The organism is Pseudoalteromonas ardens (assembly GCF_030125445.1).
Taxonomy (GTDB): domain Bacteria; phylum Pseudomonadota; class Gammaproteobacteria; order Enterobacterales; family Alteromonadaceae; genus Pseudoalteromonas; species Pseudoalteromonas ardens.
Window position 1 is genome coordinate 1154391 of the sequence record NZ_JASJUV010000002.1, and the last position, 13286, is coordinate 1167676.

Consider the following 13286-nt stretch of genomic DNA (forward strand, 5'->3'; position numbering starts at 1 on the left):
CGCCCAGCTTTAATGCTTAAGATTAATAAATCTTTGTTATGCAAGCCCACGCTACTGTCGTATCCATCGCCGAGCTTAAAAGTTGTAATTTAAGGGACAATCCTGCACACTAACGCGGTTTTTAATGGAGTAAAAAAATAATGAAAAAAACACTCTCTCTTATTGCTTTATCGGGTTTGCTTGGTGGCTGCTACTCCAGTCCTGAATCTCTAAACAGCATGGCGCGCTTTGATAGCCCGGAAGTGAATAAAGCCCCATTTAAGCTTAGTATGTCGCTAGGCACCGATACCTCCAATGTAGTTGCGTTGAAAACAAACGATGAAGCGACTGAAGATTCACATTTACGCGCTGCTGCAGAACTGTCTTTGGGTCACGGCTTCGAGTTGGGCTGGGCAGCCGGGGGAGAAGGCAAGTATAGCCTGAAATACCAGTTCTACGGCAAAGGCCGGGAACAGGCCAGTAGCGGCGATATCTCTCTTGCAATGAGTATTGGTTATGTCAGTGGCGATGACTCCGGGGTAGAAGCAGGCAACTATGTCGGCCTTCAGGAGTATAATAAGTCCCATTGGGAATTTGATAAAAACGCCATCGATGTGGCACTGATCAGTGGCTATCGATTCACCCCCGACCTCTTATTATATGGCAGCGTGTTTTATCAGGATGGCGAGATTGATGGTCGCTATTACATCAAAGACCCTAGTCTTTGCACAACCGGGTGCAAAACGGATCCCATCCACAGTGATGGTAAAAACTATGGCGTCAGTGTCGCACTGGAATATGCTTTCACACGCAACGTATTTGGTACCCTTGAAGCAACCTTACACCAGGCCGACTGGTTTGACAGAACCAAGTCTGAATCTTCTGCAAACTTGAATGTGGGCTATCGATTTTAATAACACAGTATGAAAAAAATAACATCCTCATTTGCGCTCATTGCCAGCGCGTTACTAAGTGCCTGTTCCACACCACCGGCAGTACATTCTCATCTGGCGCGCTTTGATGCGCCAGAGGTTGCTAATACACCATTTATTATCAACTATAAGCTTGGAACAAACAAAACCAATGTGATCCCCAGAGACACAGGTGAACCAATTCATGACGAAGAAGATCTATACCTTGGGGCTGATATCTCACTAAGTCACGGATTTGAGTTTAATGCTGAAGTCAGCCCATCGTCTCCGACATTCGGTTATGGCCTGAAATATCAGTTGTCAGGGGAATCGCGCGAAGAGGCCAAACCTGGCAATGTCTCTCATGCGATTTCAGTGGCTTACCATGCCTCGGGGAATGGCGAAGGAAACGATGACCAGGGCAACCATTACTCACAGAGTTTAACCCTCTACGATATTGCCTGGATCAGTGGATATCGACTGACGCCACAATGGCTGCTGTATGGCAGCTTATTCTACCAACACGGTAACCTGGCAGTCAGTTACAACCCAGATGACCATCGCAGTCACTGTCAGCAGAACTGCCTGAGCGGTACCCTGTACGAACAAACCAGCAGTAATTATGGGCTGAGCCTGAGTACAGAGTATCAGCCATTTCAGTATGTCTTTGTGACGCTCGAAGGCACTTATCTACATGCCGACTGGTACAACCGGGACGAAAGCGAACTGGCGCTCAACGCCGCAGTAACCATTCAATTTACCCCTGAAGATGTATTAAAGGGACTTTTTTAAGCCATACAAAAAAGCCGTTTAAGTCTCCTTAAACGGCTTTTTCAATGCTAGCGTTTGAGCTTAGTTGAACAAGGCATTTGCCTTAGCAACCACATTCTCAACCGTAAAGCCAAAGTGCTTGAAAAGCTCAGCCGCAGGTGCTGACTCACCAAAAGTGCTCATGCCTACTACAGCGCCATTCAGGCCTACATACTTATACCAGTAGTCTTCAATACCCGCTTCAATCGCAACACGACGTGTCACGGCCGCTGGCAATACTGACTCTTTGTACTCAGCAGATTGTGCATCGAACGCATCGGTAGATGGCATAGATACAACACGTACACGCTTACCACTGTCGCGAAGCTGAGCAGCCGCTTCTACAGCCAGCTGAACTTCAGAACCTGTTGCAATCAGGATAAGCTCTGGCTCACCGTCACAGCTCAGCACGTAACCACCTTGCTTAATAGCTGCTACCTGCTCGTCACTACGCGCCTGTTGCTCAAGCCCCTGACGGGTAAATACCAGTGACGTAGGACCATCTTTACGTTCAATCGCCTGCTGCCAGGCAACCGCAGATTCAACCTGGTCACACGGACGCCAGTTAACCAGGTTTGGTGTCATGCGCATGCTTGCAAGCTGCTCTACCGGCTGGTGTGTCGGGCCATCTTCACCCAGACCGATTGAATCGTGGGTGTAAACAAAAATACTGGGTTGCTTCATCAATGCAGCCATACGTACCGCGTTACGCGCGTATTCCATAAACATCAGGAAGGTCGCACCGTAAGGAATGAAGCCTTTGTGCAGTGCAATACCATTCATGATGGCTGACATGCCGAATTCACGTACACCATAGAAAATGTAGTTACCTGACGCATCGTCAGCGGTCAGACCTTTAGAGCCTTCCCATAACGTCAGGTTTGAACCTGCCAGATCCGCAGAGCCACCCATAAATTCAGGTAGCAATGGACCAAACGCGTTCAATGCATTTTGTGACGCTTTACGAGTTGCCGGATTGGCTGGGTTCGCCTGTAACTGTGCGATGTACTCTGCACTTTTCTGTGCCCAGTCAGCAGGTAACTCACCTTTGGTACGACGTTCAAACTCTGCCGCCAGTTCAGGGTAATGCATCTGGTACTCAGTGAATTTAACCAGCCATTCGCTCTGAATTTGTTGACCGTGCGCCGCAGCATCCCACTTTGCGTAAACAGACTCAGGAATGTCAAACGCTTCGTGCTCCCAACCCAGGAATTCGCGAGCCGCTTTGATCTCGTCATCCCCCAGAGGGGCACCGTGACAATCATGGCTACCCGACTTGTTTGGTGAGCCGTAACCAATGACTGTCTTACAGCAGATCAAAGTTGGCTTATCTGATTCAGCACGTGCTGCTTCGATAGCAGCAGTGATCGCCTCGCTGTCATGACCGTCTACATCCGCAATCACATGCCAGCCATATGCTTCGAAACGCTTTGGTGTATCGTCGCTAAACCAGCCTTCTACTTCACCGTCAATAGAGATGCCGTTGTCATCCCAAAATGCGATGAGCTTGCCCAAGCCCAGAGTACCAGCCAAAGAACACGCTTCGTGCGAAATACCTTCCATCAAACAGCCATCGCCTAAAAAGGCATACGTGTAGTGATTCACGATGTCGTATTCATCACGGTTAAACTGTGCTGCCAGTGCTTTTTCGGCAATCGCCATACCTACCGCATTGGTGATGCCCTGGCCCAGTGGTCCAGTCGTGGTTTCGATACCTGGAGCATAACCATACTCAGGGTGGCCAGGTGTTTTGGAATGCATTTGGCGGAAGTTTTTCAGTTCATCGATCGACAGATCATAACCAGACAAATGCAACAGAGAATAAATGAGCATGGAGCCATGGCCATTTGATAATACAAAGCGGTCACGATCGACCCAATCTGGGTTATTTGGGTTGTGCTTTAAATAATCGCGCCACAATACCTCTGCGATATCGGCCATACCCATAGGGGCACCCGGGTGACCGGATTTGGCCTTTTGAACTGCGTCCATGGACAGAACGCGTATGGCATTTGCAAGTTCTTTGCGAGATGGCATGAAGTCTCCTACTTTTTTTGTCATTTGAGTGGCAAATCTGTACCTAATATACCCGTGTGGCGACGTTGTCACGTTTACCTTTATGTGTGGCAATTCAATGCATGACACGCCGAAATGCAGGTAACTCGATTATAAAATTGGTCCCCATTCTTACCTATTAGGGTAACCACTGCAATTAAAAATCAATGAAATCTTAGCGTCATTGGGGACTTTTTTACTGCGTTTTTCGCAAAGGTTTAAAATTAGACGTCTAGGCGTAAAAAAGCTATGCAGCCGTGCGCGTTTTCGATAATATATCGCTCTGATTTTTTCGCGCTATTCCTGTTGTTTGTGAAGCGCAATATTTGTGAGCATAAATACAATGGCAAAACATTTATTTACTTCTGAATCTGTTTCTGAGGGTCATCCGGATAAAATCGCCGATCAGATCTCTGATGCGGTACTAGATGCTATCCTTGAGCAAGATCCAAAAGCACGTGTTGCGTGTGAAACTTACGTAAAAACCGGCATGGTGATGGTCGGTGGTGAAATCACCACTAGCGCCTGGGTTGATATTGAAGAATTAACGCGTAAAACGGTACGCGAAATTGGCTACACTCATTCAGATATGGGTTTTGACGCCGACTCGTGTGCAATTCTGAACACCATTGGTAAACAATCACCTGATATCAACCAGGGTGTTGACCGTACTCGTCCTGAAGAGCAAGGCGCGGGCGACCAGGGCCTCATGTTTGGTTATGCCTGTAACGAAACTGACGTACTAATGCCGGCACCAATCACTTACTCACACCGTCTGGTTCAACGTCAGGCACAGGTGCGTAAAGATGGTACTCTGCCTTGGTTGCGTCCAGACGCTAAGTCACAGGTAACATTTGCCTATGAAAACGGCAAAGCAGTGGGCATTGACGCGGTTGTTCTGTCAACGCAGCACTGTGATTCAGTTTCTCAGGATGATCTGGTTGAAGCTGTGATGGAAACCATCATCAAGCCAGTACTACCCGCTGAGCTTATCACTGAAGCAACTAAGTTCTTCATCAACCCAACTGGCCGTTTCGTTATCGGTGGTCCAATGGGTGACTGTGGTCTGACTGGCCGTAAAATCATCGTAGATACATACGGTGGTATGGCACGTCACGGTGGTGGTGCATTCTCAGGTAAAGATCCATCAAAAGTTGACCGTTCAGCCGCTTACGCAGCACGTTATGTTGCTAAGAACATTGTCGCAGCAGGCCTTGCAGACAAATGTGAAATCCAGGTGTCTTACGCAATTGGTGTTGCTGAGCCAACATCTATCAGTGTTGAAACCTTCGGCACAGGTAAACTAGAAGAAGCACGTCTGATCGAATTGATCCGCGACCACTTCGACCTGCGTCCTTATGGCCTGATCACTATGCTGGACCTTGAACGTCCAATCTATCAGCCAACTGCGGCGTACGGTCACTTCGGCCGTAATGAATTCCCGTGGGAAGCAACAGACAAAGCAGAAGCGCTTAAAGCAGCTGCTGGTCTATAATTGTAAACTCAGATTTACAGATAAGGCGCCTTAGGGCGCCTTTTGTTTTGCAATTCTAAATAATTAATTCCCAGAGATCAGAAACTCTTCAATATCTTCTTTAATATCCACATAATCATCATCATGAATATTTAAGACAATCATTATCTTATCTTTAAATGCATGCCAGTCGGCACAATTGCGAAAATACTTACCTTCGAACGCGAGGTTTTCTGCCAGTTTAAGAATGGCAAAGGCCTGTTGTTCGCTCTCATCACGCTCTTCTTCCAGGTACTGCGGATCATGATGGCGTAAGATAATCTGACACATAGATTTGGGAATATTCCAGGAGCTCGCGAGATAGTAACCCACCACTGCGTGATTGGTCGGATACAGCTCCTCCTCATAGTTCGCCAGAGTATATTCGGGCCGCTGAATAGCGCGTGTCATAACCTCTTTGTAGTTGTCATAACGCATCGCCATGGCCGGTATGCCGGCATCATGAAACAAACCGAGTAACTGTAAGTTCTCAATGGGGACGTTCGCGCGCACCCGTTTACCAATTAGCATCGCTATCTGAGAAATATCAATGGCATTGTCCCAGAAGCGCTCTAAGGAAATACAACACAGGCTTTGGTCAAATGCTTCTTTCAATAAGTACCCGGTAACAATCTGTGTGATGCTATTGAGGCCCAGAAACATCACAGCCTGTTTAATGTCAGACACCGTCCTGGACATCCCATAGGCCGGAGAATTAATCACTTTTAGCACCGCTGCCGAGGTTGCGACATCTTGTGAAATGATATTCGCAACGCGATTTAATTCAGGCTCTTCACTATTGAGCTCATTCTGAATGTGTTCCAGAACCTCAGGCTTTGCAGGCAGATTAAAACCGGAGCGTAACTCCGCCAGCGTTTTTTCATCGATATTAAGCATAACAGCAAACAAGTCAGACTAGTTTGATTTTAGTGTAGACGATGATTGAGTGATGATCATTCGAACGGGCAGGTATTTGCAGGCGTAATGGCCCAGGCTTCAGCGTTGTGTATCGGTGCCTGCAACAAAGCATGCAGTGCGTTAAAAGACATGCGTGTATTGCGCAGTGCCACTTTATCGACAAACCACTGCGGCGCATCGCCCTGAATATCTGCCGAGATCTGATAGTCTATCTCAACGGCATTGTCTTGTTCCGTCAGAACCCATTGCACTATGACAGGTTGAATGCGGGTCATTCCTGGCTCAGCCGGGTACTCGGGGACTGAGCGTATCGCCAACACGTAGCTGTTGGGGGACTTTTGCAATAAACAGGCATGCGTCACCATATCCCGCTTGCGCAGTGGCCAGGGCAAATCAAAGTGAGTCAAAACCAACGTCTGATTTGGCGCAGGACGAGACAAAATTGTGACCGCGCTGACGTGCTTAACCCACTGGGAAACGCGGGTGGTATCGTGTAGCAGGTTGATCACCGATTTTGCACTGACGCCCAGCCATTTTCCGGTGACACGGATCCTCAAAGGGTGATCGGGTGGCTTCTGATAGTTGATTGAAAACAAAGAAGAGTGATACCAGGACTGCCAGTGTGCCTGGCTCTGTGCACTGTGGCCAGAAGCCGCAAAGCAGACCAGCCACAGCAGCATGCCGTAACATGCCAGGCGAAGTGTATTACCAGTAGGGTTCACTGTTTAATGAAGCCTGACGGCTTTGCTCCATCGCACTGACCAGGAAATCGGCCTTTTGTTGTAGCCACACCAGGATATCCTGCAATGCCTCATTGGGCTGGCCTTCACACAACTTGCGAAGATAAAACAGCGTTTCTAACTCATAAATACCATAGACAATATCAACCCACGGGGCTCTGAACGCCTGACGGGTTTCTTTGTCGTATAATTTCCCCAGACAGTGACCACTTAGCAGCATGTTTTCCAGCGGCTGACGGCACTCCAGGTACTCTTTCACTATCATTGCCCGATCAGCCGGGTAAAGCGTCGTTAACTTGTTCCAATCATGGTCGTAGGCGCGCTTGGCCAAGGTCTCGACCGGACTTTGGGCAGCCGTGATAGCGTTCTGGTCCCAGTTTTTACGCCACGATTTATCCAGCAACCAGCGAGTCAGTGCCAAAATCAAACGATTGTACCGGGAACAGTGGAACAGATCTTCTATGTCTGTTACGGTTGGCTGTACATCTTTCATATCGGCAATGACCTGAGCCAGCTCAGGGGCATTGGAGATCCGCTTGTAATAAGCATGTCGCTTTGAAGTATAAGTTTTCAGGTGAATCGCATTTTCCACCCAACCGAGCTCTGACAATAGCCACTTCAGTTCTTTGCGCAACGATTCTGTTGATGACTTATCAACAAATTCCTCAAACAACCAGAATGCATGGCGGATCAGACTGACGCCATCAATGACGCGCTTCAGCGTTTTGAGACTCGGCGCATCCAGGTAGCACTGCTCGTGCTTCTGAACAAACTGAATACCATGGTTTACGGTTGCGACTAGTGCTTGCTCTTGTGAGCAGCCACGAGGCAACTTAATCACCCCCAGGGTTTTATTTGCCTTGAGCGGTTTATCATCGGCGATACGATAGCCCCTTGCCGCCTTGGAGTATAATCCGAGTCTGAGCCCAATATGCTGTAACAAATGATCGGCCAGCAGAAATAAATCATCTCTGTCGCCGTCAATCAATTCAATTTCAAGCTCAGAGATAGGCTCAACAGCCCCTTGAGCACTGATCTCACCTTTGTCCAGTACCACCTCAATCTCACTACCAGCTTCAGTTTCAATCAGCCAGGTGCGGCGAATAAAATTGGTACTAAAGATCGGAAACAAGTTACTGGCGATTGATTCCAGCTGCACACCCATAGGCCAAATGTTGCTGTCAAAAGCATGAATATCAGGTCGACTGCCCTGAATGGGTAGATTGTATTCTGGACGCTGATGCAACCCACCAACCACTTCTCCCGCAAGCTTAATCGTCTGCTCGCAGTCGTCATCGTTGCAGCGAGTGCGTAAACCTATGTCTAATGCACGTAACTCCCGGCTGGGGGTATCGAAGTAGGCATTTTTCAGATTTTTAGCGGGCTTGTTGCTGACTTTTTTAGCAAACTGGGTAATAAGGGCTGGGATCAGCGGAACTTCATTGTCTGAAACCAAAAATTTCAGTTCTATCTCAGTGTCCATCAGGAGTGTGATTTACCTATGTAATTTTCGAACCTCCAAAATATACAAAGGGTCCGCACTTTGCAAACCTTTTAGTAATTATTAGCGCATTATCACCACCGATCCCAACCGGTTTCGTCAATTACACGTGTAAACCTGTACATCTATCTTCACCATAAACCCCTCACAAGGGACCTAAAAACCAACGGCTCACTATTTTCCAGCAATACCTGCCCCTTGCCTTTGCGCCGGGAAATCCCTACTATTTTGTTAACTTTATAACGATATCAATATTTAAGGCCTGCAAATGCTGAAAAATATCGCTTTGCCGCTGCTGCTGTCTGTGCTCTCATTGAGCGCAATGGCGGAGCAAACCGAGCTGCAAAATGACCCCACAGAGGCGCAGTCAGCAACTGACAATAATGGCTATATTGTCGACGATTTATACTTATTCATGCACACCGGACCGGGCAAGAATTATCGCATTTTGGGCTCTGTTGAAGCCGGAAGCCCAATCACCATCCTCAATGCAGAGCAAGACAACTTTATTCAGATCAGAGATGACAAAGCACGCGAAGGGTGGGTAGAAAGCCAATTCGTCACATCCGAGCCGGGATTGCGCCAACGACTCGACAGTGCCAACCTGGCACTCAGCGATAGCAGCAATGAACTCAATACATTGCAAAGCCAAATTCCACAACTGGAGCAAGCTAATCTGCAGCTACAACAAGATAATGAGGCGCTGAAAAACAACATCGCTGAATTAGAGCAGGCACTTGAAGCTCAGGTAGAGGCAAGTAAAAACAAAGCACAAACAGAACAACATATGCTATTGAGCTATGGTGGCGGTATTGCCATTGCGGGCATTCTGATTGGCGTGATATTAACCCTGGTATTGTCGCGACGTAAGCGCTACGACGGCTGGGCGTAAAACAGTAAAAAATGCGTGAGCCGCTGCGGCCCACGCATTTTTTTATTTATGAATTTTAATGGCACCTAGTACACATGCCCATCCACCATTATTCACATAAACGCGTACAGGTTTATTGGCAGCTACCGCTGTCAGCGACAGTGATAACAAAGAACTGACACCCAGCTCACTCGCTGATTTGCCATTTATTTTGGTTTGCGTAGATATACTAGCCACCTTTCGAGCTCTTCCATCATCCGTGGAGGTACACAAATTAGCCGGTGTTTCAATATAAAAGCCACCATCATACGTTGAAGTAACCTTAGATATTGTGGTGTCTATTGTACTGTCCCATGCCATCGCAGCGGGTTGGCTCAAAAGCCCACTAAATAATGCGAATGTGCACACTTTTAAAGCTTTCATCTTAAAGTCCCTATTTATTATAGTACTTAATAAAGGGACATTTTATTATTCAATTGCAAGCAACTCAACTTCAAAAATCAACAGTGACCCTGGTGCTATTTTCCCGGCTGCTCTGTCACCATAACCAAGGTCAGGCCCGATGAAGAAACGGTACTTATCGCCCACCGTCATGAGCTGAACACCTTCTGTCCAGCCTGCTATCACCTGATTCAGACCAAAGCTAATTGACTCTCCGCGCACCACTGAGCTGTCAAACACGGAACCATCCAGTAAAGTGCCATGATAATGCACAGTCACTTTATCTGTCGGGCCCGGATGAACGTCCCCGTCCCCTTTGCTCATTACTTCATATTGCAGGCCTGACTGAGTGGTTGTGATCCCCGACTTTTGGCCGTTTTGCGCCAAAAACTCAGCGGCTTCTATACGATTACCTGCCGCCGCCTGTTTTTGCTGTTTACCGTTTTTAAAAATGAGCCATCCCAGCACGACGATGACCAGGACAAGAACAATATTAGTTGTTGACATAGTGACTACCTAAATTATGAATGATCTTTTTCTTGTTCAGTTGACGGGTCGCTCTCAGCGTCTTTATCATCGCCGTTAACCACATCGGCAATTTGCACAAGGCGGGCCAATGCCAATGCATTGATACTTTGCTCCGGATACTGGCCATTCACCAGCGCTCCCGCTTCTCGTTGCATCAGCAAAGACAGCGCCTCGTCGACTGTCGCGACCGCGAAAATATGGAACCGGCCTTGCTGTGCCGCGGCCAGCACTTCGTCATCCAGTACCAGGTTGATCAGGTTGGAACGCGGAATGATCACCCCCTGACGCCCGGTCAGACCGCGCATTTTACACAGCTTAAAGAAGCCTTCGATCTTTTCATTTACCCCGCCAACGGCTTGCACCTCACCATGCTGGTTAATCGACCCCGTCAGGGCAAGAGACTGATCGATAGGCAGCTGAGTAATGGCAGACAGTAAGCCACATAGCTCGGCCAGAGACGCACTGTCGCCGTCAATAAAGCCATAACTTTGTTCAATGGCAATGTTAGCACTGAGTGTCAGGCTAAAGCTCTGCGCATACTTGTTACCCAGGTAACCGGTCAACAACATCACCCCTTTAGAGTGAATAGACTTACCCAGCTCCGCTTCACGCTCAACATCTATCACCCCATCAGCGCCTGCATACACAGTTGCAGTAATGCGTGCTGGTGTACCAAAAGCCGTATCACCAATGTGCAGCACCGTCAGGCCGTTCACTTTACCCACGGCTTCACCATCTGTGGCGATGAGCGTGTGACCCTCTTCAATGTCGCTGAGCATGTTCTCACTCAGCTGGCCGGTGCGATACTGTTTGCCGACAATAGCTTCATCAATATGTGGCGCATCGATTTCGCTAAGCCCGTCCTGTTTTGCGTAATAGCTTGCCTCTGCCACCAGCTCCAGCACGTCCGCAAACCGCGCCGACAGCTTGTTCTGATGCTCAGCCTGACGATAACTAAACTTCAATAAACGCGCCAGCGCCTCACCAGTTAACGCGCACTTCAGAGTCTGTTCACAGTACTCCTGCACCTTAGTGACAAACTGATATTGTAGTCGGTCACTGTCCGGCAGATAGTAATCAAAATCGGCCAGTACCCGGAACAATTCACCAAATTCTTCATCGTACTCACCAATGGTGTAATACAAATCACGCGAGCCCAGCAGGATGATCTTCACATCCAGCGGGATAAGCTGAGGTTTCAGGGTAAAGCTGCTCCCCACCGAGCTGTCCTGATAGGGCAAATCATTTTTAATCTGGTGCGTTTTTAAAGACAGTTTAAGTCCATCCCAGACCTGCGCATTGGCCAGCACTTTGTCAGCGTCCATGATCAGGTAACCGCCGTTGGCCCGGTGCAACGCACCCGGCTGAATAGAGCGATAACTGGTGATCAAAGTACCATGAGCATTGGCATACTCAATTTTGCCAAAAATGTTGCCAAAGGTCGGGTTGGGCTCATATACCACAGGCGCGGCCTGCCCTTCTTTAAACTCCACCAGAATATTAGGTGCGAAGAAGTCGCTCAGCATGCCCTTGGCGTCAAAATCGTCTTTGCTCTCTTCTGACGAGCTGTCGTCATCGAGCCAGTCGAGCACGGCATCGACAATTTCTACCCGTAAGTCTTTGAGGTAGCGGATCACGCCAATGTGGCTGGCATACTTGTGCTCCAGTGCCTTCAGCAGAGGCTTGGTCGCTAACTCAATGGTGGTTTTCTTTAGCTCTCGGAGCTTTTCTGACGATTCCCGCTTCCAGCGAGGTAGTTCAATAAGGGCTTCAATCAGACAATCTTCAAGCTTTTCAATGGCATCAAAAAAGTGCTCCTGAACCGCCTCTTCCAGTGCCATGAACTCAGCATCATCAAGCGCTTTGCCATCCACCACAGGGGCAAAACTCACCACCCCTTTTTCTTCCATCATCGCGACGCTTTTCTTTGCGGCCAGTTCTTCTACCGCACTCAGGGCCGCGTTGTATTTGTTGTCAAAGTCCCTGTCGAGCGACTTTTTCTTGCGCTGATAACCTGGGTTATCAAATGCTGCCGGAAACGTATCCACAACTTCATCAAGGAAAGAATCAATGTCGTCAGCCAGTACCTTGCTTTCACCTGCCTGCATAAACAAGGCAATGGGCTCTCTGTGGTCGTCGTAATTATTGACATACAACCACTCTTTGGGGGTCGGGCGAGTTTTACAATGTGCTTCGAGTTTATCCTTCACCATAGTGAATCGACCCGTCGCCGCTTCGCCCATGACAAACACGTTGTAGCCGGGCAACTCCATACCCAGAGCAAAATCCAGCGCACTTTGCGCCCGATTCTGACCGATAAAAGGTAAAGGATCCGGATAGGGGTTTTGCATGCACGTGGAGATGTGTGGCAAAGACACACTGGGAGCCAGCTGTTCGCTGCTCAAAGGCTTAATGGTTTTCGTCATTCCTAACTTCTTTCTCTTGGCCGGCCGCACGACATCCGCGCGCAGGGCTGTGATTAAGGGGTAAGTGCCTTACGAGCAAACTCACCGTGCCCACATTCGCTGCACGACGGAATTTCCAACGCATAATAGACATTCGTTTTATGGCCGCAATTTTTACACACTAATTGCCCCAATGCTATCCATTCCCCTTGTTTGTAAATGCCATCGTGTTGAAAGTCCTGCACTAATGCCTGCCATTCGAGCTGAGTGCGATCTTCCAATTGGGCCAATTCATACATTACGCTGGCTTTAAGCTCTTCCCAGGCCACATCATCGTAATGGTCTTTGTGTTCACTCAGATGCGCCAGGTCACGCTTGAGAAAATAACGATAATCCGCCAGCTTGTCTTTTGACAGCTGCTTAACCGCCTCCTGGGCATCCATAAACTCCCTGAGCAATTTTTTTAGCTCGTGCTCTTTGACGTCTTTCAGCCATAATGAAAAGTCATCCAGCCAGCGCTTGTAATCCGCCATGTTTGCCTCCCGACTCACGCTATTTCGCAGCCTGTTTTCAGTGTCTACTAGTCAGTATAGTTCAGCTAACGTCACAGTCCT

Annotated in this window: 12 protein-coding genes; 4 read left to right on the forward strand and 8 right to left on the reverse strand. The window is 48.2% G+C overall.

Features of this window, described 5'->3' with window-relative positions; all coding sequences use genetic code 11:
* Positions 1 to 140 precede the first annotated feature (140 nt).
* Together QNM19_RS10085 and QNM19_RS10090 are read left to right on the forward strand one after the other, a co-directional pair.
* Positions 141 to 893: a hypothetical protein gene (locus tag QNM19_RS10085; RefSeq protein WP_284026653.1), complete on the forward strand. Its 753-nt coding sequence runs from the start codon at positions 141 to 143 to the stop codon at positions 891 to 893.
* Between the two features lie 9 nt (positions 894 to 902).
* Positions 903 to 1682 (forward strand): hypothetical protein, encoded by a 780-nt coding sequence (locus QNM19_RS10090; protein WP_049864975.1) that lies wholly within the window; start codon positions 903 to 905, stop codon positions 1680 to 1682.
* A 60-nt stretch (positions 1683 to 1742) separates the two neighbouring features.
* Here QNM19_RS10090 and tkt read toward each other — a convergent pair whose 3' ends face one another.
* Positions 1743 to 3737, reverse strand: a complete 1995-nt coding sequence (tkt, locus tag QNM19_RS10095) for a transketolase (RefSeq protein WP_049864976.1) — start codon at positions 3735 to 3737, stop codon at positions 1743 to 1745.
* Positions 3738 to 4098: 361 nt separating this feature from the next.
* On the opposite strand from tkt, the gene metK reads away from it, so the two are divergent.
* Complete coding sequence (gene metK / locus QNM19_RS10100; RefSeq protein ID WP_010382626.1) at positions 4099 to 5250, forward strand: methionine adenosyltransferase; 1152 nt, start codon at positions 4099 to 4101, stop codon at positions 5248 to 5250.
* Between the two features lie 63 nt (positions 5251 to 5313).
* Here the strand turns inward: metK and QNM19_RS10105 are convergent, their stop codons facing one another.
* From QNM19_RS10105 to QNM19_RS10115, 3 genes are read right to left on the reverse strand one after another with little or no spacing between them, the layout of a single operon-like run.
* Positions 5314 to 6165, reverse strand: a complete 852-nt coding sequence (locus QNM19_RS10105; protein WP_284026654.1) for an HDOD domain-containing protein — start codon at positions 6163 to 6165, stop codon at positions 5314 to 5316.
* A 56-nt stretch (positions 6166 to 6221) separates the two neighbouring features.
* Positions 6222 to 6908: an START domain-containing protein gene (locus tag QNM19_RS10110; protein WP_284026655.1), complete on the reverse strand. Its 687-nt coding sequence runs from the start codon at positions 6906 to 6908 to the stop codon at positions 6222 to 6224.
* A complete protein-coding gene (locus QNM19_RS10115) occupies positions 6892 to 8409 on the reverse strand; it encodes a CYTH and CHAD domain-containing protein (RefSeq protein ID WP_284026656.1) in 1518 nt (505 codons plus the stop codon). The genes QNM19_RS10110 and QNM19_RS10115 overlap by 17 nt, the downstream gene beginning before the upstream one ends.
* A gap of 286 nt (positions 8410 to 8695) precedes the next feature.
* Between QNM19_RS10115 and QNM19_RS10120 the strand changes: the two genes are divergently transcribed.
* Positions 8696 to 9319, forward strand: coding sequence for a TIGR04211 family SH3 domain-containing protein (locus tag QNM19_RS10120; RefSeq protein ID WP_049864979.1), 624 nt, complete (start codon positions 8696 to 8698; stop codon positions 9317 to 9319).
* 42 nt (positions 9320 to 9361) lie between these two features.
* On the opposite strand, the gene QNM19_RS10125 is transcribed toward QNM19_RS10120, so the two are convergent.
* The 4 genes from QNM19_RS10125 to QNM19_RS10140 are packed head-to-tail and all read right to left on the reverse strand — an operon-like array spanning position 9362 to position 13205.
* Positions 9362 to 9721 (reverse strand): type 1 glutamine amidotransferase family protein, encoded by a 360-nt coding sequence (locus QNM19_RS10125; protein WP_049864980.1) that lies wholly within the window; start codon positions 9719 to 9721, stop codon positions 9362 to 9364.
* A gap of 45 nt (positions 9722 to 9766) precedes the next feature.
* On the reverse strand, positions 9767 to 10246 hold the full coding sequence (locus QNM19_RS10130; protein WP_049864981.1) for an FKBP-type peptidyl-prolyl cis-trans isomerase: 480 nt from the start codon (positions 10244 to 10246) through the stop codon (positions 9767 to 9769).
* A 14-nt stretch (positions 10247 to 10260) separates the two neighbouring features.
* Complete coding sequence (locus QNM19_RS10135) at positions 10261 to 12693, reverse strand: Lon protease family protein (protein WP_049864982.1); 2433 nt, start codon at positions 12691 to 12693, stop codon at positions 10261 to 10263.
* A 53-nt stretch (positions 12694 to 12746) separates the two neighbouring features.
* On the reverse strand, positions 12747 to 13205 hold the full coding sequence (locus QNM19_RS10140; RefSeq protein ID WP_010382634.1) for a zinc ribbon-containing protein: 459 nt from the start codon (positions 13203 to 13205) through the stop codon (positions 12747 to 12749).
* Positions 13206 to 13286 lie beyond the last annotated feature (81 nt).

What these genes read in the sequence shown, in the direction of transcription:
- QNM19_RS10085 (WP_284026653.1), top strand. Translation starts at nt 141, where the DNA reads ATGAAAAAAACACTCTCTCTTATTGCTTTATCGGGTTTGCTTGGTGGC.
- QNM19_RS10090 (WP_049864975.1), top strand. Translation starts at nt 903, where the DNA reads ATGAAAAAAATAACATCCTCATTTGCGCTCATTGCCAGCGCGTTACTA.
- tkt (WP_049864976.1), bottom strand. Translation starts at nt 3,737, where the DNA reads ATGCCATCTCGCAAAGAACTTGCAAATGCCATACGCGTTCTGTCCATG.
- metK (WP_010382626.1), top strand. Translation starts at nt 4,099, where the DNA reads ATGGCAAAACATTTATTTACTTCTGAATCTGTTTCTGAGGGTCATCCG.
- QNM19_RS10105 (WP_284026654.1), bottom strand. Translation starts at nt 6,165, where the DNA reads ATGCTTAATATCGATGAAAAAACGCTGGCGGAGTTACGCTCCGGTTTT.
- QNM19_RS10115 (WP_284026656.1), bottom strand. Translation starts at nt 8,409, where the DNA reads ATGGACACTGAGATAGAACTGAAATTTTTGGTTTCAGACAATGAAGTT.
- QNM19_RS10120 (WP_049864979.1), top strand. Translation starts at nt 8,696, where the DNA reads ATGCTGAAAAATATCGCTTTGCCGCTGCTGCTGTCTGTGCTCTCATTG.
- QNM19_RS10125 (WP_049864980.1), bottom strand. Translation starts at nt 9,721, where the DNA reads ATGAAAGCTTTAAAAGTGTGCACATTCGCATTATTTAGTGGGCTTTTG.
- QNM19_RS10130 (WP_049864981.1), bottom strand. Translation starts at nt 10,246, where the DNA reads ATGTCAACAACTAATATTGTTCTTGTCCTGGTCATCGTCGTGCTGGGA.
- QNM19_RS10135 (WP_049864982.1), bottom strand. Translation starts at nt 12,693, where the DNA reads ATGACGAAAACCATTAAGCCTTTGAGCAGCGAACAGCTGGCTCCCAGT.
- QNM19_RS10140 (WP_010382634.1), bottom strand. Translation starts at nt 13,205, where the DNA reads ATGGCGGATTACAAGCGCTGGCTGGATGACTTTTCATTATGGCTGAAA.